Here is a 21738-nt window from a genome sequence, read left to right as displayed (position 1 = left end):
GGTCACTTGGCGCTGCCGGTAGGGCCGGGCGTGTGTTATTCCGGCGCCGCTTCCGGCTTCTCGAACTTCAGCAGGAACTGGTCGGTCATGCCGCGCACCTTGGGGTCGAAGACGTTGGCGTCGAGGTCATCGGCCGGGTTCACGAAGAGATCGCTTTCGGCCACAAACACGAAACCAGCCTCCTCGGCCATGTCCTTGACGACCTGCGGGTCGATCCGGTGCGTGTCGCCGCCGGAGGTCGCTGGAGTCCCGGCCGAGGCACGGTGATCGAGAACGACAAAACTTCCGCCCGGCTTCAGCACGCGCAGGATTTCCGGGAAGGTCGCATCGATATTGCCGACCAGCGCCTCGCCGCTTTCCGGCGTGTACCAGAGCTCATGCGGCCCCTGGAACCAGGTCACGACATCCACGGCGCCATCGTCGAGCGGCAGCTCGTCGAAATCCGACTTCATATATTCGACATTCGAAAGCCGGTCGGCGCGCATGGTCGCGGAATCGCCGAGGAAGGTGTCGAAGGCGGCCGGATTCTGCATGTAGAGCTTGCCGTCGGCGCCGAGGTAGCCGGACAGGATTTCCGTGAAATAGCCGCCACCCGCTTCCATTTCGAGGACGGTCTCGCCGGGCTGCAGTGCCATGAATTCGATCACTTCGGCCGGCTTGCGCATCTCGTCGCGCTCGACATCGGTCTCCGGCCGGTCGGGACTGGCAATGGCGGCGTCGATCGCGGCCGTATCGGCCCCGCTCACGGCGGCCATCGGCGGCGGCGGCGCGACAGCAGGCGGCAGGCCTTCTGTCTTCTGGTTGGCACAGGCCGTCAGCAGCAACGCAGCTGTTCCAGCCGCAAGCCAATCGAACGTCTTCATGGAATCCTCCTGCATTCTCGATGCGTCCTGACGCATTCTGCGGCCTCTTGTTGCGCATTTTCCGCAACGTGTCAGCCATGGCGGAAAAAGTTTTGCGTCGCTGAACCTGCAGCCTTTCCATGCGTCTCGTCAGAATGCAGCCTCATTTTTATGTGTTATTGTGTTGCATTATGCGGAGACAAAACATGACCCCACGACTTCTCATCCTCCTGTTGACGGTCATTGCTGCGATCTCGCTTGCCCCAGCCGCGTCTGCCCAGTTCGGGCGTGAACAGGTTGCCAGCCCGGATGCCGACGAGCTCTATGCCGACAGGGCGGTCAAGCGAGGCTGGTATGACGATGCCCGCGAACGCTACAAGGCCGCGTGCGAAGACGAGAGCCGCCAGACCGCCGTCTGGGCGCGCAACTGCCGCAAGCTGGCCGACCTGGATCGCAAGGGCCTTGGCGCCCAACAGGATTATGACGCTGCCCAGGCCCTTTACGACCGGGCCTGTTTCGAGGGCCGCGATGCCGACAGCTGCATGCAGCAGGCCTATACGAGCTTCAAGGGCCTCGATGGCAATGAAGACCTGCCTTATACCCGCAAGCTGTACAAGCAGGCCTGCGACCTCGATCACGCACGCGGCTGCGCAGGCTATGGGTCTATGCTGTATCGCGGACAGGGTGGCGACATGCGCCGCGATGAAGGCAAGCAGCTGATCCAGCAGGCCTGTGCCGATGGCGACACCTGGGCCTGCGAACGCGCCCGCGGTTACGGTTTCCCGGAACGCCGGGGGCTTTAGCCCCGATGACCTCGTCTGAAGTCCATCGCGGCATCAGCGCCTTGACCCTGTCGACGCGCGACATGGCCCGGGCTGTCGCGTTCTACCAGACGCTTGGCTTCAGGCTCGATTATGGCGGGCCGGAAGCCAGTTTCTCGACGCTCTGGGCCGGCCCGACCGCGCTGAACCTGACCACCGAAACCGGCCATGCACCGCCCGGATTCTGGGGCCGCGCCATTTTCGAAGTAGCTGATGTCGACGCCTTCCATGCCGCGATTACGGAAGCGGGCATCGAGACCGATTTCACCCCGCGCGATGCGCCATGGATGGAGCGCTACTTCCACCTCAAGGACCCGGACGGCCACGAACTGAGTTTCATGACGCCCATCGGCGCCAAAGCCTGAAGGCGCTGTTCAAATTAGATGAAATTTTCGAAACTGCCTTACGCAGATTTTCGCATTCGACTGCTAGAAAGGGCGTATGGAACGGGAATACAAACTTCTCGAAGCGGGGTCCGGCGCGATGGTTCGCGCCATCACCTTTTTCGTGTTTGTGCTGACGGCAGCGCTGTCGCTGGCGACGATTTTCGCTGTTCTCATCGCTGAATACGGGCACGTCCCTTCGGACAATCACGAGTTCATCTCCACGACCGTCCTGATCGCGACCTGCGTCGCCGGACCGATGGGCGCGCTGGCAGCGCAAAACCAGTTCCGGTCCGACCGCTACCAGATGACGCTTCGGGCCATGGCGTCTACAGATCCGCTGACCGGGCTTCTCAATCGCCGCTCCTTTGAAAAGCTGGCGCATGAAGAGCTGGCCCGCATGGAGCGCACCAAACACACTGCAGCCATCGCGCTGTTCGACCTCGACCACTTCAAGCAGTTCAACGACATGTACGGCCATGCGTTCGGCGACAAGGTTCTGACCGAGATCGCCAGCATCAGCCATACCGAACTGCGCGGGCCCTTCGACAGGCTTGGCCGATGGGGCGGCGAGGAGTTCGTGATCCTGTTGAGCAACCTGACCCTCGAGCAGGCCGAATCTGTCTGCGACAGGCTGCGCCGCCGCATCGAAAAGACGAAGATGTCCTATAAGGACCGTTCGGCCATTGTCACGGCAAGCTTCGGCGTCGCACCGCTGCAGGCCAATCGCAGCCTTGAAGCGTGCCTGGAAGAGGCTGATGCCATGCTGTACCAGGCGAAAAATACGGGCCGTAACAAGGTTGCCAGCGCCCGGAAGCCGAAGACCACCACAAAGAGCGCAGCCTGAAGTTTCGCCCACCCGGCCAGTTTCATGATTGAGAACCGGCCCGCGCGTGCATAGATAGACGCGCATGATACCCTTCTCCATTCTCGACCTCGCCCCCATTGTCGAAGGCAGTGATGCCCAGGACGCGCTCGCCCGCGCCCGCCGGCTTGCCACGCATGCAGACCGGACCGGCTACAATCGCTACTGGCTCGCTGAACACCACAACATGCCCGGCATCGCCAGTGCGGCGACGGCCGTGATGATCGCGCATGCCGGACAGGACACCGAGCGCATCCGCCTCGGCGCTGGCGGGATCATGCTGCCCAACCACGCGCCGATCATGGTGGCCGAACAGTTCGGGACCCTTGAAGCCATCTATCCGGGGCGCATCGATCTCGGGCTCGGACGCGCGCCGGGCGGGGACCAGGCCGTTGCGCACGCCCTGCGCCGCACACTGGTCGGCGGCGAGGACCGGTTCCCCAAGGAGGTTGTCGAGCTGCAGGCCTGGCTCGACGATGTCCAGCCCGGCCAGCGCGTAAAGGCTGTTCCCGGCGCCGGTACGAAAATCCCGCTCTGGATTCTCGGCTCGTCGACCTTTGGCGCCCAGCTCGCTGCGCATCTTGGCCTGCCCTATGCTTTTGCCTCGCACTTTGCGCCCGGCATGATGAAGCAGGCCATCTCGATCTACCGGCAGACCTTCCAGCCATCAGAGCAGCTCAAGCAGCCCTATGTCATGCTCGGCTACAACATGATCGCCGCTGAAACGGACGCCGAGGCCGACCATATCGCCTCATCCCTGCGGCGGACTTTCGTAAACCTGCGGCGCGGCACGCCAACCCGGCTGGCCCCGCCCGATCCGTCTTTCGATGCAGAGATCCAGCCGCATGAGCGCGTGATGCTCAATCAGGTTCTGAGCTGCTCGGCCATCGGGTCGCCCGAGACGGTGAAGCGGAAGGTCCAGGCCTTCATCGACGAGACGGGTGCTGACGAGCTGATCCTTGCCTCCCACATCTTTGATGAGGACAAGCGTATGCGATCCTATGAGATTGCCGCTGAGGTCCGCGAAGGCCTGACGCCGGCCAAGGCTGCCAGCATCACCTCCTGAGGTTCGCGATAGGCGGGCCGTGCCGCTGATCGGCTCTTCCGCCCGTCCGGACTCGGCGCTATGTCCGCCGGATGTTCGCCCGCCTTCTCTCCGCGCCGCTCCTGATCGCCGTCATCGCCATTGCCATGGGCAGTGGCATCGACGCGCTGGTGAAGGGCGTCGCGCCGGGCGCAGGCCTGCACCATCTGCTGGCCTGGCGCTTCCTGTTCGGCGGCATTCTCGCCTTCGCCGTGTTCCGCGCCAAGCGCCGCCCGGCGCCATCGGGCGAGGCCATCCGGTTTCACACGATGCGGGGCCTCCTGCAGCTGTTCTGCGCCTTCACCTTCTTCTACGCGCTGACCCAGCTGAGACTGGCGGAAGCAACCGCGCTCGGCTTTACCGCTGCCCTGCTGGTCGCGCCTGTCGCGCGGGTCATGATCGGGGAGAAGATCAGCCTGATCACTGTCGGTGCCACACTGCTCGGCTTTGGCGGGGTGGCGCTCGCCGTCTGGGAGCCGGGCGGACTGGGCGTAACGCCGGGCGAGACCAATCGTACGCTTGGCCTTGTCGCGCTGTTCTCATCCACCGTCGGCTATGCTTTCGTCCTCGTCCTGCTGCGCATGCGCGCCACGAAGGAAGACGCGACCACGATCGCCATGTTCACCAATGTCGTGCCCGCCATTGCAATGCTTCCGGTGACGGTCGGTCTGTTCGGATTCCCGGCGCTCGCTTCGATCCCGCTTTTCCTGGTGCTTGGCGTGCTCGGCTACTCGGTCTGGTTCCTGATGACGCTGGCCTATGCCCGCGCGCCGGCCCAGCAGCTCGCCCCTCTGGAATACACGGCCCTCATCTGGAGTGCGATTTTCGGCCTCGCCTTTTTCGACGAATGGCCGGGCTGGACGCTCTGGGTAGGCGCGGCGATCATCATTGCCAGCTGCCTGATTGTCGCGTTTCAGGGGCGGTTCCGCACGCGGCGGGAAACCGGACTGCCCGCCAGCGACCTTCCGGAATGATCAGGCCCCGCGGCCAATCCTGACGGCGTCTTTCGCCTTTTCAACGATCGCCGCCCAGTCGCCTTTCGCCATCTCGTCCTTGGTCGCAAGCCATGAACCGCCGACCGCGATGACATTGGGAAGCGAGAGATAGTCGCCAGCGTTCTGGGGCGTGATACCGCCGGTCGGCATGAAATCCATATGTGGCAGCGGGCCAGACAGCGACTTCAGGAAATTCGCGCCGCCAGCCGCTTCGGCCGGGAAGAATTTCATCACGCCATAGCCTTCATCGAACCGGGCCATGGCCTCACTGGTGGTGGAGACACCCGGCAGGATGACACCGTCATGATTGCCAAGCGCATCCAGAAGGAGGGGCGAGGTGCCCGGCGTGACGAGGAAGTCCGAGCCGGCTTTAAGCGCCGCATCGACATCGCCTTCGGAAATGATCGTACCGGCGCCGACCAGCAAGTCCGGCTGGGCCTCGCCCATGATCCGGATGACGTCCAGCGCGGCCGGCGTGCGCAACGTGACCTCGACAGCGGTCAGGCCGCCTTTGGCGAGGGCTTCGGCCAGCGGTTCGGCATGGTCGGCTTCGTACACGGTGAGAACCGGCACAATAGGAGCCTTCTCGATCGCGGCGCGAAAGGCGGTCATCGTTTTCATCCTGCAGCCCCTTCGTCGAAATGCAGCGCTGCTGCCCCCACTAACGCGGCCTCGCCAGAGAGCAAGAGCCGGATGGGTATGGGTGTCATGTATTTGCTCATCGGCCCGCGCGTGTTGAAGCGCTCGAGCGCTTCGGGCGCGGCGATCCAGTCGGCGAGGCGCTCGGCGACGCCGCCGGTGATCACGACCCCGCCGCGCGTGCCGTTCATCAGCGCCGCATCGCCAACGAAATACAGCGTGCCGCGTGCGCGGATTTCGCAGATGTCGCGGCAGATGCGGTCGCCCTTCAGCGCGCGGTCCATGATCTCTTGCGGCGGAAGCTCTTCCCAGGCCACGCCGTCAATCTCGCACAGGGCCTTGTGAACCGCATTGAGCCCCGATCCTGACAGGACGAGCTCGCGCGAGACATAGCCATGCGTTTCGTGCAGCTTCTTCGCAAGCGCCCATTCACGGTCGTCATAAGGGGCAAACGCTGCATGCCCGCCTTCGCCGGTCAGCACTTTCCAGCCCTGGTTGCCGACCGGGATCAGCGTGGCCATGCCGACGCCCGTTCCGGGGCCACAGACGAGGATCGGGTCGCGGTCCTCTTCGTCGCAGTCGCCTTTCTGGAGCAGCCGGAAGTCACTTTCGGGCAATTCCGGGATCGCACGGGCCATGGCCGCATAGTCATTGACCAGCCGCACGCGCTTCAGCCCGGTATTGGCCTCAAGCCGCCTGGCATCGACAATCCAGTCGCGATTGGTCAGCTGCACCTTGCCTTCATCGACCGGCCCAGCCAGCGCAATCAGCGCCTGTGGCGGCGTACGCGATCCAAGTTGCCGAATGTAGACATTCAGCGCCTCGTCGAAAGTCTCGAAATCATCACCCGGCATGACGGAGATATCCGAGACAGTGCAGTGTCCGGCAAAGCCGCGGCGCGCGAGCGCAAAGCGGACATTGGTGCCGCCGATATCGCCGACCAGTACGGGTTCAGACATGAGCCTCAGCCCCCGGCTGGCATGAAAAAGTCAAACAGGCTGCCACCCGACTCCGGGCGACCGGCATTATCCCGGAAGGCCGCGAACATCTCCCGGCCCAGCCCCTGCCCGAGGATGTTCGGCCGGTAGACAGCAGGTTCACGCGCGTTGAATTCGTCTTCAGGCACCTGAATGTCGAGACGGCCGGTTTCGGCATCGAGGCGGATGACATCACCATCCTGCACCCGCGCCAGCGCCCCGCCACGGGCCGCTTCCGGGCCGACGTGGATCGCCGCCGGGATCTTGCCGCTGGCGCCCGACATCCGCCCGTCGGTGACGAGTGCGACGCGGAAACCCTTGTCCTGCAGGGCGCCGAGCGCTGGCGACAGGGCGTGCAGTTCCGGCATGCCATTGGCGGCCGGTCCCTGGAAGCGGACGACGGCGACAACATCCCGGTCCAGCTCGCCATTCTTGAACGCTTCCTTCAGGGCCTCCTGCGTGTCGAAGACGCGGGCCGGGGCTTCGATCACCATCCGGTCCGGCTTGACCGAGGAGACCTTGATAACGCCGCGTCCGAGCGGGCCGTCCAGCATGCGCAGGCCGCCTTCGGGCTGGAACGGGTCCGAGGCCGGGCGGACGATGTCGAGATCGCCGCTCTTCTCAGGCGCTTTACGGAAAGCCAGTTCGCCATCCTTCAGCCAGGGCTCTTTCGCATGTTCGGAAAGCGGGCCCATGACGCCCTTCGCCTCCCCGTTGAGCAGGCCGGCCTCGAGCAGCTCCTTCATCACGAAGCTCATCCCGCCAGCGGCCTGGAAGTGGTTCACATCGGCCGGACCATTGGGATAGATGCGGCAAAGCAGCGGGGTCACCGCGCTGACATCCTCGAAATCCTCAAGCGTGATCTGGTAGCCCGAGGCCGCTGCCATGGCAGGAATGTGCAGGGCATGATTGGTCGACCCGCCGGTCGCCATCAGGCCGACCATGGCATTGACCCAGCTGCGGGCGTCGATCATCTCACCCATCGGCGTGTAGTCACGCTTGACAGTCAGCTCGACAACACGGCGAACCGCGGCGCGGGTCAACGCTTCGCGCAGCGGCGTGCCCGGATTCTCGAAGGCGGCCCCCGGAATGTGCAGGCCCATCACTTCCATCAGCATCTGATTGGAATTGGCCGTCCCGTAGAAGGTGCAGGTGCCGGGGCTGTGATAGCTCTCGGACTCGGCCTTGAGCAGCGCATCGCGGCCAACCTTGCCGAGCGCATATTCCTGACGGATGCGCTGCTTTTCCGGGTTTGGCAGGCCGGACGGCATCGGTCCGCCGGGCACGAAGACATGCGGCAGCCAACCAAAGCGCAGCGCGGCGATCATCAGGCCCGGTACGATCTTGTCACAGATGCCGAGATGCAGCGCGCCATCGAACATGTCGTGGCTGAGCGACACACCGGAGGCGAGCGCGATCACGTCACGCGAGAAGAGCGACAGCTCCATGCCCTGCTGGCCCTGGGTCACACCATCGCACATAGCCGGCACGCCGCCCGCGACCTGCGCGGTCGCATTCACCTTGCGGGCCTCGTCACGCAAAATCTCGGGATAGTGCTCATACGGCGCATGCGCCGAGAGCATGTCATTATAGGCGGTGATGACCCCGATATTCGGCCAGCTCGCGCCAAGCAGCTGCGTCTTGTCCATCACCGCGCAGCCAGCCGAAGCGTGGGCAAGGTTGCCATCGGCAAGCTTCTGGCGGGCAAACCCGTCCGGTTTACGGCCCCGGATCAGCTCCAGATAGGCAGCGCGGGTCTCCTTCGAGCGCGCCTCGATCCGCTCGGTGACCTCTTTCAGTTTCGGGTGCAGTGTTGTCATTTTCCGTTGCTCCACCAGTCGCGGTCATCTTCCCTGAGCAGCATGCGGGCTTCGACCGGGCCATCTTCAAGACCGGCCGAATAGGTGTACATCGGCACCTTCGCATCGGCCCAGGCGTCCAGCAGGCCATCGACCCACTCCCACGCCTCCTCGACTTCCTCGCGGCGCATGAAGAGCGCGAGGTTGCCGCGCACCACATCCATGAGCAGGCGCTCATAGGCGTCAGGATACCTGACCTGGAAGGATTCAGCGAAGGAGAGGTTCAGGGGCAGCGACTGGACGCGCAGACCGCCGGGGCCGGGCTCCTTGATCTGGACGTAGAGCTGCACGCCTTCGTCTGGCTGCAGGCGGATGATCAGCCGGTTGGAATGGGCCTGCTCCTCCCCGAACATGGCGTGCGGCGCTTCGCGGAACTGGACGACGATCTCCGAATGGCGCGAGCGCATCCGTTTGCCGGTGCGCAGGTAGAACGGCACGCGCGCCCAGCGCCAATTGTCGACCCAGGCCTTGACGGCCACGAAGGTCTCGGTCTGGCTTTCGCCGCTTTCGAGCTCTTCCAGATAGCCCTTCACCTGTTTGCCATCGATCGTGCCGGGCCCGTACTGCGCGCGCACCGTATCGCGGCCAACGCATTTGGCGTCCATGGGGCGCAGCGCGTTCAGCACCTTGATCTTCTCGGTGCGGATCTCGTCGGCCTCGATCGAGTTTGGCGGCTCCATCGCGATCAGGCAGAGGAGCTGCAGGAGGTGGTTCTGCACCATGTCGCGGATGGCGCCGGCCGTATCGTAATAGCCAGCCCGGTCACCGACGCCGACGCTTTCGGACACCGTGATCTGGATGTGGTCGATTGCCGTGCGGTTCCAGAGCGGCTCGAACAGTGTATTGCCGAAGCGCAGGACGAGCAGGTTCTGGACGGTCTCCTTGCCGAGATAATGGTCGATCCGGTAGATGCGGTCCTCGCTGAAGACCGCGCCGACACCGGCATTGATCGCCTTGGCCGATTCAAGGTCGGTCCCGATCGGCTTTTCCAGGACGACGCGGGCATCGCCGCCCGCCAGGCCGGCCTTGCCGATGGATTCGCAGATCGCGACATAGATTTTCGGCGTCACGGCAAGATAGAAGATCGACGGGCGCCCATCCTGGCCGAGCGCCGCCTTCAGCGTATCCCAGTCCGCGTCCGGGTCGGTGGCATCCATCGCGACGTACTTCAGCAGCTTTTCAAACGCCTTCCACTGCTCGCTGTCGAAGTCCTTGCCGGTCGATTCCTGGCAGGCATCCTTTGCGAAGGCGCGGAATTCCTTGTCGCTCATTTCCGAGCGCGAGACACCGACGAGCCGGGAATCTTCCGGGATCTGACCATCGACGAAACGGTGGTAGAGCGCCGGGAGCAGCTTGCGCCGGGACAGGTCACCGGTGCCGCCGAAGATGATGATGTCGAACGTATCGACGGGAATAAATTTCGCCATGAGCCCCGATTGTGTATGGGCCGGGCTGAAAGCTGTCAAAGCCGCTGGCGCCCGACTTTCCGAAATGGTTGCGCAACCATCCCTTAAAGACCGGAGACCGAATCGTCCACCTCAGAGATTGGAAAATCTTGCGTTATTTTTGCAAATTTTTGCACTCGCTCGCATCAGGCAGGGCTTGTCTAACCGCAGGACGGCGCAAGCTTTCTTGCAGAGGCTGACAGGAAGACTGGCACACGGCTGCCGCGGGCGCCTGTCCAGCCGGTCGCGTTGAGTGTGGCATCATCGGCATTGACGATAAGCCGGCCTTTCAGTTCCCCATCCGGTCCGCCCGAGCAGGCCAGGGTGAAGTGGTACCCGTCCGCAGCTTCGCGCCCGTTCGTAATCTGGCAATTGGGATTGATGTCGTTGAAGAGGCTCTCATAGGAGGCTTCCGACATGTCCGGATCAACGCAATGCGTACCCTGGTCCCGCATCGGGATCGGACCGAGCGCAGCCGACGCATCATAGGCCCAGAGGCCGGGCGCCACATTGGTCTCCGCCACAGCACCGAAGGCCAGGGCAGCAGACAGGCCGGCAAGGGCCGCAAGGGTTGGGAATTTCATATCGTCGGTCTCCTCTGGCGATGATGCGCCTGCTGGCAGCCCCGGCCCCATTGGCTTCAGCCTGCTTGTCACCCGCAAATGCGGCAGCAATGCAGCTGTCGCTGATCAAGGTAACCTTCCAGTCACGAAAGGCCGCCACATTGCGGCCGGGACACTTGTCAGAATGAGGAGCCCGTCATCATGATCATCCAGAAGTTTGGCTGGACAGCCGCAACACTTGCCCTTTTCGCAGCCGCCCCTTCCAGCGCCGATGTGGCTATCGGGCTTGGCGGCGGGACAACCGGCGGCACTGCAGAAGTGCAGGTCGAGGTGACGAGCTGGCTCGGCCTGCGCGGCAATGTGAACTATCTCTCCTTCGGCGTCGACGAGACCTATGACGATATCGACTACGACGCCGACCTCGATTTCAACAATGCCGGCGCCTTTGTCGACCTGCGTCCCTTCTCGAACAGCTTCGTGATTACGGGCGGCGCCTATTTCGGTGACAAGCAGCTTGAAGGCACCGCCATGCCGACCGGCACCGTGGAGGTTGGCAACGGAACCTTCACAGGTGCCGAGACCGGCACGCTCAATCTCGGTGCGGACGCTGACGATGTCGCGCCGTTCGCCGGCCTTGGCTTCGACACGACGTTCCAGGGCGATGGCCGCTGGGGCTTCAAGATCCTGGCCGGCGCGATGATGTCCGGCTCGCCGGAGATCACGCTCACATCGACCGGCGGCACGCTGTCCGACGACCCGGACTTCCAGGCCGCCCTGGAGGAAGAGCGCCAGAACCTTCAGGACGAAGTCGATGATTTCGAGCTTTATCCGGTGGTGCAGGTCGGCCTGACCTACCGGTTCTGATCAGATCACTCGCCCATAAAGGGCACCAGGCGAACAAAAATTCGCGCCTGAGGGGAAATCCCCCTCAGGCGCTAACGTCTTGTTCACGAATTGCCCACAGGCTTCCCCAAGGACATGTTGTTATGTCGGGGAACAGTCATGACCGCGCTTGTCAGAAGACTCGCAGTGATCGCAGGCCTAGCGTGCACCGCCATCGGACAGGTTTCGGCGCAGTCTTCGGGAAGCGCGCCGCTGGCCCTGGTTCCGCAAGCGCTCGAAACCCAGGTCGAGATCAACGACTATGTCGAACTGCGCGCCACCGCGCAGGTCATCCGCCTCGAGCCGCAGCGCCCCGCCGCCGAACCGGACCCGGAAAGCCACGACCTCGAGTTCAAGAATCTCGGCACCTTTGTCGATGTCCGCCCCTTCAGGAACAGCTTCGTGATCTCCGGCGGGCTTTACACCGGCGACAAGACGCGCGGCGATCTCGCCTACTCTCACAATGCACCAGTTGTGACCCGCGAGAGTGCGGCGAGCCCGACCGGGACCCTGCAACTCGCCGTGAAGGGCGAGAAACTTGCTCCCTTTGTCGGCTTCGGATTTGATTCCACGCACCGCCAGGATCGCAGAGTCGGCATGAAGGTCATGGCTGGCGCCATTTTCTCCGGCACCCCGGACGTCACCATGATGTCGCCCGGCGGCCCACTTTCAGGCGATGCCATCGTCCTCGAGCAGCTCGAACGCGAACGCCAGCGCTTCGAGGAAGGGATCGATACCGGCGATGTCCACCCGGTCGTCCAGCTGGGCCTGACCTACCGGTTCTAGCCCCCGGCCCTCCGTAGTTCACCGTATTCAAATTTTGCCACCACTGCCTAGCTTGGCGGTGGCGGCTGATATGTACGCCGCCCTTTGGACAACACTGAGCAAAGGGAGTGAAATCATGAGTTCTCGTTCATTGACAACGTCCAGGAATGGCGGCCAGCCGGCCACCAGCAGGAAAGGGATGCTCGATCCCTTCCGCACCCTTCGAATGGACTTCGACCAGTTGTGGGACGAGTTCTTCGACATGGGGCGCCCCGCCTTCTCGAAAGTGGCCGCGTTCAATCCGAGCGTGGATGTGACCGAAACCGGCAAGCAGATCGTCATCAAGGCTGATCTGCCCGGCATGGAAGACAAGGACATCGACCTCGAAATCGACGGAGACCTTCTGACCCTGCGCGGCGAACGCAGCGAAGAGAAGGAAGAAGGTGACGACCAGCACCGCCGGGTCGTCGAGCGCAGCTACGGCCGTTTCGAACGGTCCATGCGCCTGCCCTTCGCGCCGGGCGACAAGGATGTCGATACCAGCTTCCGGAAGGGCGTCCTGACCGTGAAGATCAAGAAGCCGAAAGAGCTGGAATCGAAAGCCCGCAAGATCGCCATCAACGGCGAGTAGACTCGGCTCTCCCCAGGAAAGCAAAGGGGCAGCGAGACCGCTCGCCGCCCCTTTCGTATGAACACGCCGAACTCAGCGCGTCTGGCGCGAGAATATGCCCCTGAGGCCGCCACTCGTCAGGATGGCGACATCGGCCAGCGCAAAGGCGAGGTTGAGCCGCTCGGGCCCGCAAAGATAAAGCGGCGCCCAATCGGGGCTGAATTTCTCCTTGTACCGGCGCAGCCCTTCAAACCCGTAGACGTCCTCGCCGTGGGAATAGATGAAATGGCCCAGCCGGCTGAGCGCATTCGCCTCGCGCTGCGATGACAGGCCGGACAATGGCGCCATGCCGAGATCAAGTGTCATCGCCCCCTGCTCGCGCCCCCATAGCGCGAGTTCGGTGAACAGGGCATCCATGGTCATGGCTGGCGCGTCCGGCAGGCTGCGCATCAGGTCGATGGACAGGGCCCGGCCATCGCCCGACCGCCAGACATTCGCGAAAGCCGCAAGCCTCTCCTCATACCAGACTGTCGCGATGGACTGGCGGTCCAGATAGGCCGGATCGAACATGCCCATCGTGAATCGCTTTTCACGGCCTGAATGATGCGCGAGCCAGGCATCAGAGACCGCTTTCAGCGCATCGCCATGCTGACTGATGCTTCCCGGCGGGAGCACCTCGAAGCGGCCATTCTCACGCTGCATCCGGCTGACGGCGTGGCGAAGCTTTGCGCGCGCCGGCCCTGCCAGCGTGAACGTCTCCAAAGGGATGATCGCGGTCTCGCCAATCTTGCGCGCCGCCAGGCCAAGGTCGAGCGCAACCGGCAGGAAGTCTGTCGGCACGGCATAGAAAACCAGATTGGCATGCATGCTGTCAGCGCGCCTCATCAGGTCGAAGGCAAGGTCCCGCGCGGCCTGGCGCGGTCCGATGGGCGGGCCCATGACGATCCAGTTGCGCCCGCGGAGGCCGAACATGGCGAAGGCGCGCCCATCGGCTGAAAAGTGGAAGCGCTTGTCGGGCAGGAAGGCAAGCGCGGCTTCGGGTTGGGATGTCTGCGTATCGCCGGCGATGGTTTCCAGCCTGCGATCCAGCTCTTCCGTGCGCTCTGGCAAGGGCGGCGGGCTTGTTGCCTGCAGGAAGCGCCAGAACAGGAACAGGACGGCCGTCGCCACAATAATGACCAGCGCGCGCAGGAACCGCGAGGCATCGGCGTCGGTGGCGAAGGTCCACCACAGATCATTGCGGTATTCGACATTGCGGTAGGCGAAGAAGCCGAGCCAGGCGATCCCGGAGAGGATCAGTCCCAGCACCAGGAAGCTGCCCAGCGAAAAGCCTGTCCCGCCCAGCGCCCCCTTCCTGTAGAAGGCCTTGCGCGAGGCCAGTAGTCCCAGACCCGCCAGAACGAGCAGGCTGGCGAGTACGAAATGCTGGCCGGCCAGCAGGCTGGTCGCCGCGAGCAGGCCATAGACAACGACCGCAATCAGCCAGGCCGCATGCCGGCGCTGGCGGATACCGAGGGAGAGGAGAAGCAGGAGCGTTGAGGCAAAAGACGCAAGGAAATGCGACGCCTCGAGCAGCGGCAGCGGCACCCCGCCAGGGATCCGCATCGCCGCGGCCGGCATGATCAGGGCAACCATCACAAGCACGGCCGCGAGCGCGGTAATCAGAAAAAAGACCCTGGGCGCGAAAACGAAAAGGAGTTCGTCCAGCAAGCTAAAGAAGGCGGACGGGCGCGAAGACGCCCCGCCCTTGCCTGTGTCTGTCTTGTCCGGTCCGTTCCCGCTTTCAGCGCCCATCGGCCTGAAAGTGGGCCTAGTTCCGCGACTTGTCCACCAGGCGGTCGTTCTGGGCCCAATGCATCATGCCGCGCAGTTTCTCGCCGACTTCCTCGATGAGGTGGTCGTTCATGCGGGCACGCTTGGCGTGGAATCCGGGGGCACCGGCCTGATTCTCGAGAACCCAGTTGCGCGCGAAGGTACCGTCCTGGATATCGGTCAGGATCTTCTTCATCTCGGCTTTGGTCTTGCCGGTGATGACGCGCGGGCCGGAGACATACTCGCCGAACTCGGCCGTGTTCGAGATCGAGTAGTTCATGTTCGCGATGCCGCCCTCATAGATGAGGTCGACGATGAGCTTGGTCTCGTGCAGGCATTCGAAATAGGCCATTTCCGGCGCATAGCCGGCCTCGACCAGCGTCTCGAAGCCCGCCTTGATCAGCTCGACAATACCGCCGCAGAGAACGGCCTGCTCGCCGAAAAGATCGGTCTCGGTCTCTTCGCGGAAGGAGGTTTCGATCACGCCGGCGCGGGTATTGCCGATCGCCTTGGAATAGGAGAGCGCGACATCCTTGGCGCTGCCAGTCGCGTCCTGATGGATGGCGACGAGGCCCGGCAGGCCGAAGCCCATCTGGTATTGCGCGCGCAGCGTGTGACCGGGGCCTTTCGGCGCCGACAGCGACACGTCGACATTCGCGGACGGGCGGATCAGGTTGTAGTGGATATTGAAGCCGTGGCCGAACATGATGTGCTGGCCGTCGCGGACATTCGGTTCGATCTCATTGGCCCAGAGAACGGCCTGCTTCTCGTCCGGGATGAGGATCATCACGACATCAGCCCATTTGGTCGCTTCGGCCGGCGTCATGACCTTGAGGCCCTCGGCCTCGGCCTTCTTGCGCGAGCCGGAGCCCTCCTGCAGGCCGACAACAACCTCCTTCACGCCGCTGTCGCGCATGTTCAGCACATGCGCATGGCCCTGGCTGCCATAGCCGATGACGGCGACTTTCTTCTTCTGGATGAGGCTGAGGTCCGCATCCTGTTCGTAATAGACTTTCACTTCCTGCTACTCCTTGGAATGTCTGATGTTTTCTGGTCTCTGAGCGGCTAGCCCGCATCCTTCCCGCGGCGGATGGAGAGGACGCCCGTCCGGCTCACCTCGACGAGGCCGAGCGGCTCCATCAGTTCGGTGAACTGGTCGATCTTGTCCGACGCGCCGGTGATCTCGAAGATGAAGCTCTCATTCGTCGTATCGATGACGCGCGCGCGGAAGATTTCCGCAATGCGCAGCGCCTCGACGCGCTTCTCGCCCTTGCCGGCCACCTTGACCAGGGCGAGCTCCCGCTCGATACCGCGCTTCGATTTGGTGATGTCGATGACGGCGGCGACCGGCACAAGCCGCAGGAGCTGCGCCTCGATCTGTTCGAGCATGTGCGGCGTGCCGGTCGTCACGATGGTGATGCGCGAGCGGTGCTTGCCGCGATCCACTTCGGCGACGGTCAGGCTCTCGATATTGTAACCGCGCGCGGAGAAAAGGCCGACGACCCTGCCTAGAACGCCTGGTTCATTGTCGACGAGAACAGCCAGGGTCCGGCGCTCTTCGGCCGACTCGACGTGGTCCATGTCATAGGCGCTTGCGGGGATCGGCTCCTGGCTCATGCGGCTTCCTGTTCGGGGTCTTCTTGCTGGGCTTCGATTTCGAGGTGCGGGCGGCGCGCCTTCAGGCGGTTCTTGATGGAGGCGGCGTGGCCGAGCGCTTCCTCGCGGTGGCTGCGGCGCTGCTTGTCATAGCGGCCGAGGATCATGTCGCGCCGGCGCGGATCGGTATGGGCCTGCAGTTCGGAGACCAGCAGGCGGCGGCACTCCTCTATGAAGGCAGCGGAGTTTTCGCCCGTCGGGCCGTCGTCCCGGGTCATCGCTTCCAGCTCGTAATACGCAAAGACGAGCGCATCGAGGATGGGCGGCCGCGAGCCGCGATAGGCCCCATGCTTCTCGGCGCCCTTCTTTTCCGGATCGATGTTCGGGAAGAACATCCGGCCCCGCTCGATCAGCGAGGAAAGCTGCATCATCAGGTTGACCTTGTTGGTCTGGAAGGACTGCTCATTGGTCTGCTGTCGCCGCGTCTTGGCGAACATCACCATGCGACCGAGCACGTCTATGGCGGCTGAGCCCCAGTCGAGGCTCGCCCCGTCGACATGCATGCGCAGCGTCTCAACGCGGATCTTCTCCTGACGCCGCGTCTCGAGATGCGAGGCAATCGCCCCGATAATCGCAAATATCGCCGAAACAACGGTCACGACGAGTGACCAGTTGTTCTGCATCGTATCCATCACGCTACTTGCTTCCATGGCCTGAATTCCTAGTGCTGGAGGGTCAGACCAGCTTACGGCCTTCTTCGTCAATTTCATCCCCGGAAATGCTGCCGAGCAGCATCTCGTTATGGGCTGCACCGGAAGGGATCATCGGGAAGCAGTTTTCCGCCTTTGTGACCAGGCAGTCGAAGATCACCGGCCCGTCATGGTCGATCATCTCGTGGATCTTCTGGTCAAGCTCGTTCGGATCGGAGCACTGGATGCCATGCGCGCCATAGGCCTCGGCCAGCTTCACGAAGTCCGGCAGGCTTTCCGAATAGGAATGGGAGTAGCGCTCACCGTGCAGCAGCTCCTGCCACTGGCGGACCATGCCCATCCACTCATTGTTGAGGATGAAGACCTTGATCGGCAGCCTGTGCTGCACCGCTGTCGAGACTTCCTGCATCACCATCTGCACGGAGGCTTCGCCCGCAATATCGATCACCAGGCTATCGGGGTGCGCGGCCTGGATGCCGACCGCTGCCGGCAGGCCATAGCCCATCGTGCCGAGCCCGCCCGAGGTCATCCAGCGGTTCGGCTCCTCGAAATGGTAGTGCTGGGCCGCCCACATCTGGTGCTGGCCAACCTCGGTCGAGATGTAGGTGTCGCGATCCTTGGTCAGCTCATAGAGGCGCTCGACCGCATATTGCGGGCGGATCGAGCCGTCATTGGCCGGATAGGAGAAGCAGTCGACTTCGCGCCAGCGCTCGATCTGGTCCTTCCACTCGGAGATATCAGGCGCTTTCGTGCGCGACTTCTTCCAGCCGTCGAGCAGCGCCTGCAGCGCCGCCTTGCAATCGGCCACGATCGGCACGTCGACGCGGATGATCTTGTTGATCGAGGACGGGTCGATATCGATGTGGATCTTCTTCGAGCCCGGCGAGAAAGCCGAAATCTTGCCCGTCACGCGGTCATCGAAGCGCGCGCCGACGCAGATCATCAGGTCGCAGTCATGCATGGCATGGTTGGCTTCATAGGCTCCGTGCATGCCGACCATGCCAAGCCAGTCCTTGTGGCTGGCCGGGAAGGCGCCGAGGCCCATCAGGGTCGAGGTGAGCGGGAAGCCGGTCGCCGCCTGCAGTTCGCGCAGCAGCTTCGAGGCTTCGGGGCCGGAATTGATCACACCGCCGCCGGTATAAAAGACAGGCCGGCGCGCCGCTTTCATCAGCGCCAGCGCATCGCGTATGGCGTGCTTGGACGGCTCGGTCTTCGGCTGGTAGGTCGGCTTGAAGACGCCTTCCTTGCCGATATAGGTGCCCGTCGAGAACTGCACATCCTTCGGAATGTCGATAACCACAGGGCCTGGACGGCCGGATGTGGCGATCAGGAAGGCCTCGTGGATCGTACGGGCGAGATCCTCGACATCGGTGACGAGGTAGTTGTGCTTGGCGCAGCAGCGCGTGATGCCCACCGTATCGCACTCCTGGAAAGCATCAGTGCCGATCAGGTGGGTCGGCACCTGGCCGGTGATCACCACCATGGGGATGGAGTCCATCATCGCGTCGGCAATCGGGGTGACCATGTTGGTCGCGCCCGGGCCGGAGGTCACCAGCGCGACGCCAGGCTTGCCGGTCGAGCGCGCATAGCCCTCGGCCGCGTGGCCGGCACCCTGCTCATGGCGCACCAGAACGTGCCGGATCTCGTCCTGCGAGTAGAGCGCATCATAGATCGGAAGGACAGCGCCACCCGGATAGCCGAACATCGTGTCGACCCCCTGCTCTCTCAGCGCAGCAATGACGATCTCGGCACCCGTCATCTTGCGGGTCTTCGTCGCTTTCTCCGTGAGTGTCTGGGTATCCATGGTCTCTGCTCTTCTAAAATGTCCTGTCCGTTTGGACGTTTTCTGCGCCCTGAAATGAAAAAGGGCCTCAAGTGAGACCCTTCCATACGCACCCGCGCCAGCATGTGATGATGCCGGTCACGGGTGACTAAGTACGACGACCTTCTGCTTACGCAAGGCTGTTTCCTCCAAATCGCGATTGGGGCATAACCTGCCTCAGCCTAGCGGTCAACCTCCTTGTAAAGGGCAGAAACAACCCTTAGCCGCGTTGCCGGGTCTGGTGACGGAATTCTGGGCCAGAAGGGAAATTGCCGCCCGATCCAGGTGAACTGGCGCTTGGCATAGCGGCGCGTATCACGCTTGGCATTGTCTGCGGCTGTCGCAGCGTCAATTTCACCCCGGATGAAGGCGGACAGCCAGGGCATGCCGTGGGCTTTCATCGCCGGCAGTTCAGGATCGATGCCGAGGCTGACAAGCGCGCGGGCCTCTTCCATCGCGCCTTCCATGAGCATGCCTTCGAAGCGGCGGTCGATACGGGCATAGAGCTTCGCGCGCGGCGGCGTCAGCGCGATCCCGAGCCATTCATCGGGGTTCAGCACCGGATTGGAACGCCGGTTCTGGAACCGCGAGAGCGGCGTACCTGTCGCCAGCCATACCTCATAGGCCCGGCCAAGCCGCTGGCGGTCATTATCGTCGATGCGCGCCGCCGCTTCAGGATCGACGACCTGCAAGCGGGTCTTCAGGCCGCGCACCCCGTCTGCCTTGGCAATTTCGAGCACTTCGTGGCGCACATCTTCCGGAACAGGCGGGATTTCCGACAGGCCTTCGGTCAGCGCGAGCAGGTAAAGCCCCGTTCCACCGACCACGACAGCGGTCTTCCCCCGCTTCTGGATATCCTCGATGACAGGCCGGGCCTGCTCCAGCCACTGACCGGTCGAATAGCGCTCACCCGCCGGGACGTGGCCGAACAGGTGATGCGGAATACCATCCATCTCGGCCTCGTCGGGCCGCGCGGAAATCACCTTCAATTCCTGATAGACCTGCATGGAGTCGGCGTTGACGATCTCACCATCCAGCTTGCGGGCAACGTCGATGGACAGTTGCGTCTTTCCGCTGGCAGTTGGTCCATGGATCAGGATTGCAGGGCGCATCTCTTAGCAAGTAAGAGGTTTGAGCCCGAAGGTTAAGTGAGGACCGCCCGGATGGATGAAAAAACGTCAGATTACAGCCATGTCGCGACAGTTGTGGCACCTGGCGGGGAAAGCCTGCAGCTGGTCGCCGACCGCCTGGAGACCACGCTGCGGGAGGCGGGCGTCACGGACTTTGGGCCGGTCCGCATGCTGAGCGGCGATGGCGCCTTCACCGCGATCGAGCAGGCGGTCAGCCCGGCCGACGCGCCGGCGCTGCGCAAGTCGCTCGAAGCGAGTTTCGCCGGCAAGGCCGATGTCTGCATCCTGCCCAGCACAGGCCGGCGCAAGAAGCTGCTTATCTCCGACATGGACTCGACCATCATCGAGCAGGAATGCCTCGACGAGCTGGCAGACTTTGCGGGCCTGAAAGCCGAGATCTCCGCCATCACCGAACGCGCCATGGCCGGCGAGCTGAATTTCGAGGAAGCCCTGCGCGAGCGCGTCGGCATGCTGGAAGGCCTTAGCATTGCCACGCTGGAGACCTGCTACCGCGAGCGGATCACGCTGATGCCGGGTGCGGAGACACTGGTTGCCACGATGAAGGCCGGCGGCGCGCGCTGCGTGCTGGTCTCGGGCGGCTTTACCTATTTCACCTCGCGCATTGCCGAGGCCGCCGGGTTCCATACCCATCAGGGCAATACGCTGCTCGATGACGGCAAGGCGCTGACCGGCAAGGTGCGCGAGCCCATTCTCGGGCGCGAAGCCAAGCTTGCCGCGCTGGAAAGCGAGCGCAAAGCGCTTGGTGTGGCGGCGGATGCGACGCTCGCCATGGGCGACGGCGCCAATGACCTTGCCATGATCGAAGCCTCAGGCCTCGGCGTTGCCTACCGCGCCAAGCCGGTTGTGGCGGCGGCGGCCGATTGCGGCGTGTCGGTCACCGATCTGACGGCGGTGCTGTATTTCCAGGGCTATTCCGACAGTGAGATTGTCTGGGCGGAGTAACCGCGTCCGGTCCGGCGGCTCTCTCCCCCCAGGCCGACACGCAGGGCCTACCGCGCTGAGCGATACCGCTCCGGATGCGCCGGGAAGACACCGATGATCTTCAGCGAGGTCGAGAAGAAGCCGAGTTCTTCCAGCGCCAGCTGCACATGCCGGTCATCGGGGTGGCCCTCGATCTCGGCATAGAACTGGGTCGCGGTGAAAGAGCCGTCGATCTGGTAGCTTTCCAGCTTGGTCATGTTGACGCCATTGGTCGCAAACCCGCCCATCGCCTTGTAAAGCGCGGCCGGGATGTTGCGCACCTGGAACAGGAAGGCCGTCACCGTGGGTCCGTCTTCAGCATCGTGTTCGACCGGCTCGCGCGCCATGATCACGAATCGCGTCGTATTGTGCTCGGCATCCTCGATATTGCGCGCAAGGATGTCGAGGCCGTAGACCTCTGCGGCCAGCTCCGGCGCAATGGCCGCGACAGAGGGGTCACCGGTCTCGGCAACGATGCGCGCAGCCCCGGCTGTATCGGCAGCGATTACGGCCTGGATACCATGCTGGCGCAGGAAGTCCCGGCACTGGCCAAGCGCCATGATGTGCGAATGCGCCGTCTTCACCTGTTTGAGGGGCGTACCGGGCAGCGCCATCAGCTGAAAGCGAATCGGCATGAAGTGCTCAGCGATCATGTGCAGGCTGGTGCCTGGCAGCAGGTGGTGAATGTCGCCCACACGACCGGCAATCGTGTTTTCCACCGGAATCATGGCGAGGTCGGCATCGCCGCGCTCGACCATGGACATGACGTCCTCAAACGTCTTGCAGGCGACGGGCTCAAGGTCGGGATAGGTGTCATTGCAGGCGATATGCGAGTTGGCGCCCGGTTCGCCCTGATAGGCGATCTTGCCTGTTTTGGTGTCGCTCATGGTCGTGCCGTCCTGCTGGAAGGGGCTTTGCGCCCGCAAATCAGCGCCTGCCATGCGCGAGGGCGCGGCG

At 63.3% G+C, this 21738-nt stretch carries 22 protein-coding genes; 9 read left to right on the top strand and 13 right to left on the bottom strand.

What is annotated here, in order from left to right:
• Window positions 1–35: 35 nt before the first annotated feature.
• Window positions 36–863: a class I SAM-dependent methyltransferase gene (locus D1223_RS01520; RefSeq protein ID WP_158588363.1), complete on the bottom strand. Its 828-nt coding sequence runs from the start codon at window positions 861–863 to the stop codon at window positions 36–38.
• A gap of 185 nt (window positions 864–1048) precedes the next feature.
• Here D1223_RS01520 and D1223_RS01515 point away from each other — a divergent pair, with 185 nt between their 5' ends.
• From D1223_RS01515 to D1223_RS01495, 5 genes are all read left to right on the top strand, one after another.
• Complete coding sequence (locus tag D1223_RS01515; RefSeq protein ID WP_119374640.1) at window positions 1049–1645, top strand: tetratricopeptide repeat protein; 597 nt, start codon at window positions 1049–1051, stop codon at window positions 1643–1645.
• A 5-nt stretch (window positions 1646–1650) separates the two neighbouring features.
• The gene (locus D1223_RS01510; protein WP_119374639.1) at window positions 1651–2028 is read left to right on the top strand and encodes a VOC family protein; all 378 of its coding nucleotides are present in this window, start codon (window positions 1651–1653) and stop codon (window positions 2026–2028) included.
• A 76-nt stretch (window positions 2029–2104) separates the two neighbouring features.
• The gene (locus D1223_RS01505) at window positions 2105–2893 is read left to right on the top strand and encodes a GGDEF domain-containing protein (RefSeq protein WP_119374638.1); all 789 of its coding nucleotides are present in this window, start codon (window positions 2105–2107) and stop codon (window positions 2891–2893) included.
• Between the two features lie 64 nt (window positions 2894–2957).
• Window positions 2958–3977 carry an LLM class flavin-dependent oxidoreductase gene (locus tag D1223_RS01500; RefSeq protein ID WP_119374637.1) on the top strand — a complete coding sequence of 340 codons (1020 nt, stop codon included), beginning with the start codon at window positions 2958–2960 and terminating at the stop codon, window positions 3975–3977.
• A gap of 71 nt (window positions 3978–4048) precedes the next feature.
• Window positions 4049–4969 (top strand): DMT family transporter, encoded by a 921-nt coding sequence (locus tag D1223_RS01495; protein WP_119374636.1) that lies wholly within the window; start codon window positions 4049–4051, stop codon window positions 4967–4969.
• On the opposite strand, the gene eda is transcribed toward D1223_RS01495, so the two are convergent.
• The 5 genes from eda to D1223_RS01470 form a co-directional block, all read right to left on the bottom strand.
• Window positions 4970–5611 carry a bifunctional 4-hydroxy-2-oxoglutarate aldolase/2-dehydro-3-deoxy-phosphogluconate aldolase gene (gene eda / locus D1223_RS01490; RefSeq protein WP_119374635.1) on the bottom strand — a complete coding sequence of 214 codons (642 nt, stop codon included), beginning with the start codon at window positions 5609–5611 and terminating at the stop codon, window positions 4970–4972. It abuts the gene before it with no gap.
• Window positions 5608–6588: a glucokinase gene (locus tag D1223_RS01485; protein WP_119374634.1), complete on the bottom strand. Its 981-nt coding sequence runs from the start codon at window positions 6586–6588 to the stop codon at window positions 5608–5610. The genes eda and D1223_RS01485 overlap by 4 nt, the downstream gene beginning before the upstream one ends.
• A gap of 5 nt (window positions 6589–6593) precedes the next feature.
• Window positions 6594–8426: a phosphogluconate dehydratase gene (edd, locus tag D1223_RS01480; protein ID WP_119374633.1), complete on the bottom strand. Its 1833-nt coding sequence runs from the start codon at window positions 8424–8426 to the stop codon at window positions 6594–6596.
• Window positions 8423–9892, bottom strand: a complete 1470-nt coding sequence (gene zwf, locus D1223_RS01475; RefSeq protein ID WP_119374632.1) for a glucose-6-phosphate dehydrogenase — start codon at window positions 9890–9892, stop codon at window positions 8423–8425. Before zwf ends, edd begins: the two co-directional genes overlap by 4 nt.
• 179 nt (window positions 9893–10071) lie before the next feature.
• The gene (locus D1223_RS01470) at window positions 10072–10494 is read right to left on the bottom strand and encodes a DUF3617 domain-containing protein (protein ID WP_158588362.1); all 423 of its coding nucleotides are present in this window, start codon (window positions 10492–10494) and stop codon (window positions 10072–10074) included.
• Window positions 10495–10674: 180 nt separating this feature from the next.
• Here D1223_RS01470 and D1223_RS01465 point away from each other — a divergent pair, with 180 nt between their 5' ends.
• The 3 genes from D1223_RS01465 (at window position 10675) to D1223_RS01455 (ending at window position 12751) form a co-directional block, all read left to right on the top strand.
• Complete coding sequence (locus D1223_RS01465) at window positions 10675–11337, top strand: hypothetical protein (protein WP_119374630.1); 663 nt, start codon at window positions 10675–10677, stop codon at window positions 11335–11337.
• Window positions 11338–11475: 138 nt separating this feature from the next.
• Window positions 11476–12141 (top strand): hypothetical protein, encoded by a 666-nt coding sequence (locus tag D1223_RS01460; protein ID WP_119374629.1) that lies wholly within the window; start codon window positions 11476–11478, stop codon window positions 12139–12141.
• Window positions 12142–12256: 115 nt separating this feature from the next.
• Complete coding sequence (locus tag D1223_RS01455) at window positions 12257–12751, top strand: Hsp20/alpha crystallin family protein (protein ID WP_158588361.1); 495 nt, start codon at window positions 12257–12259, stop codon at window positions 12749–12751.
• A gap of 72 nt (window positions 12752–12823) precedes the next feature.
• Here D1223_RS01455 and D1223_RS01450 read toward each other — a convergent pair whose 3' ends face one another.
• The 6 genes from D1223_RS01450 to miaA form a co-directional block, all read right to left on the bottom strand.
• Complete coding sequence (locus D1223_RS01450) at window positions 12824–14524, bottom strand: phosphatidylglycerol lysyltransferase domain-containing protein (protein WP_119374627.1); 1701 nt, start codon at window positions 14522–14524, stop codon at window positions 12824–12826.
• Between the two features lie 16 nt (window positions 14525–14540).
• Window positions 14541–15560 (bottom strand): ketol-acid reductoisomerase, encoded by a 1020-nt coding sequence (ilvC, locus tag D1223_RS01445; RefSeq protein ID WP_119374626.1) that lies wholly within the window; start codon window positions 15558–15560, stop codon window positions 14541–14543.
• 47 nt (window positions 15561–15607) lie between these two features.
• Entirely contained in the window at window positions 15608–16159 is a 552-nt protein-coding gene (gene ilvN / locus D1223_RS01440; RefSeq protein WP_119374625.1) for an acetolactate synthase small subunit, read from the bottom strand.
• The gene (locus D1223_RS01435) at window positions 16156–16848 is read right to left on the bottom strand and encodes a hypothetical protein (protein ID WP_147372637.1); all 693 of its coding nucleotides are present in this window, start codon (window positions 16846–16848) and stop codon (window positions 16156–16158) included. Before D1223_RS01435 ends, ilvN begins: the two co-directional genes overlap by 4 nt.
• 25 nt (window positions 16849–16873) lie before the next feature.
• Window positions 16874–18652, bottom strand: coding sequence for an acetolactate synthase 3 large subunit (locus D1223_RS01430; RefSeq protein WP_119374623.1), 1779 nt, complete (start codon window positions 18650–18652; stop codon window positions 16874–16876).
• Between the two features lie 200 nt (window positions 18653–18852).
• Window positions 18853–19782: a tRNA (adenosine(37)-N6)-dimethylallyltransferase MiaA gene (gene miaA / locus D1223_RS01425; RefSeq protein WP_119374622.1), complete on the bottom strand. Its 930-nt coding sequence runs from the start codon at window positions 19780–19782 to the stop codon at window positions 18853–18855.
• Window positions 19783–19833: 51 nt separating this feature from the next.
• Between miaA and serB the strand changes: the two genes are divergently transcribed.
• On the top strand, window positions 19834–20763 hold the full coding sequence (gene serB / locus D1223_RS01420) for a phosphoserine phosphatase SerB (protein ID WP_119374621.1): 930 nt from the start codon (window positions 19834–19836) through the stop codon (window positions 20761–20763).
• A gap of 47 nt (window positions 20764–20810) precedes the next feature.
• Here serB and D1223_RS01415 read toward each other — a convergent pair whose 3' ends face one another.
• The gene (locus tag D1223_RS01415) at window positions 20811–21668 is read right to left on the bottom strand and encodes a prephenate dehydratase (RefSeq protein WP_119375239.1); all 858 of its coding nucleotides are present in this window, start codon (window positions 21666–21668) and stop codon (window positions 20811–20813) included.
• Window positions 21669–21738 lie beyond the last annotated feature (70 nt).

This window comes from Henriciella mobilis (genome assembly GCF_003576285.1).
Classification (GTDB): domain Bacteria; phylum Pseudomonadota; class Alphaproteobacteria; order Caulobacterales; family Hyphomonadaceae; genus Henriciella; species Henriciella mobilis.
This window is presented reverse-complemented; position numbering and strand designations above follow the sequence as displayed.

What these genes read in the sequence shown, in the direction of transcription:
- D1223_RS01520 (WP_158588363.1), bottom strand. Translation starts at nt 863, where the DNA reads ATGAAGACGTTCGATTGGCTTGCGGCTGGAACAGCTGCGTTGCTGCTG.
- D1223_RS01515 (WP_119374640.1), top strand. Translation starts at nt 1,049, where the DNA reads ATGACCCCACGACTTCTCATCCTCCTGTTGACGGTCATTGCTGCGATC.
- D1223_RS01510 (WP_119374639.1), top strand. Translation starts at nt 1,651, where the DNA reads ATGACCTCGTCTGAAGTCCATCGCGGCATCAGCGCCTTGACCCTGTCG.
- D1223_RS01505 (WP_119374638.1), top strand. Translation starts at nt 2,105, where the DNA reads ATGGAACGGGAATACAAACTTCTCGAAGCGGGGTCCGGCGCGATGGTT.
- D1223_RS01500 (WP_119374637.1), top strand. Translation starts at nt 2,958, where the DNA reads ATGATACCCTTCTCCATTCTCGACCTCGCCCCCATTGTCGAAGGCAGT.
- D1223_RS01495 (WP_119374636.1), top strand. Translation starts at nt 4,049, where the DNA reads ATGTTCGCCCGCCTTCTCTCCGCGCCGCTCCTGATCGCCGTCATCGCC.
- eda (WP_119374635.1), bottom strand. Translation starts at nt 5,611, where the DNA reads ATGAAAACGATGACCGCCTTTCGCGCCGCGATCGAGAAGGCTCCTATT.
- D1223_RS01485 (WP_119374634.1), bottom strand. Translation starts at nt 6,588, where the DNA reads ATGTCTGAACCCGTACTGGTCGGCGATATCGGCGGCACCAATGTCCGC.
- edd (WP_119374633.1), bottom strand. Translation starts at nt 8,426, where the DNA reads ATGACAACACTGCACCCGAAACTGAAAGAGGTCACCGAGCGGATCGAG.
- zwf (WP_119374632.1), bottom strand. Translation starts at nt 9,892, where the DNA reads ATGGCGAAATTTATTCCCGTCGATACGTTCGACATCATCATCTTCGGC.
- D1223_RS01470 (WP_158588362.1), bottom strand. Translation starts at nt 10,494, where the DNA reads ATGAAATTCCCAACCCTTGCGGCCCTTGCCGGCCTGTCTGCTGCCCTG.
- D1223_RS01465 (WP_119374630.1), top strand. Translation starts at nt 10,675, where the DNA reads ATGATCATCCAGAAGTTTGGCTGGACAGCCGCAACACTTGCCCTTTTC.
- D1223_RS01460 (WP_119374629.1), top strand. Translation starts at nt 11,476, where the DNA reads ATGACCGCGCTTGTCAGAAGACTCGCAGTGATCGCAGGCCTAGCGTGC.
- D1223_RS01455 (WP_158588361.1), top strand. Translation starts at nt 12,257, where the DNA reads ATGAGTTCTCGTTCATTGACAACGTCCAGGAATGGCGGCCAGCCGGCC.
- D1223_RS01450 (WP_119374627.1), bottom strand. Translation starts at nt 14,524, where the DNA reads ATGGGCGCTGAAAGCGGGAACGGACCGGACAAGACAGACACAGGCAAG.
- ilvN (WP_119374625.1), bottom strand. Translation starts at nt 16,159, where the DNA reads ATGAGCCAGGAGCCGATCCCCGCAAGCGCCTATGACATGGACCACGTC.
- D1223_RS01435 (WP_147372637.1), bottom strand. Translation starts at nt 16,848, where the DNA reads ATGGAAGCAAGTAGCGTGATGGATACGATGCAGAACAACTGGTCACTC.
- D1223_RS01430 (WP_119374623.1), bottom strand. Translation starts at nt 18,652, where the DNA reads ATGGATACCCAGACACTCACGGAGAAAGCGACGAAGACCCGCAAGATG.
- miaA (WP_119374622.1), bottom strand. Translation starts at nt 19,782, where the DNA reads ATGCGCCCTGCAATCCTGATCCATGGACCAACTGCCAGCGGAAAGACG.
- serB (WP_119374621.1), top strand. Translation starts at nt 19,834, where the DNA reads ATGGATGAAAAAACGTCAGATTACAGCCATGTCGCGACAGTTGTGGCA.
- D1223_RS01415 (WP_119375239.1), bottom strand. Translation starts at nt 21,668, where the DNA reads ATGAGCGACACCAAAACAGGCAAGATCGCCTATCAGGGCGAACCGGGC.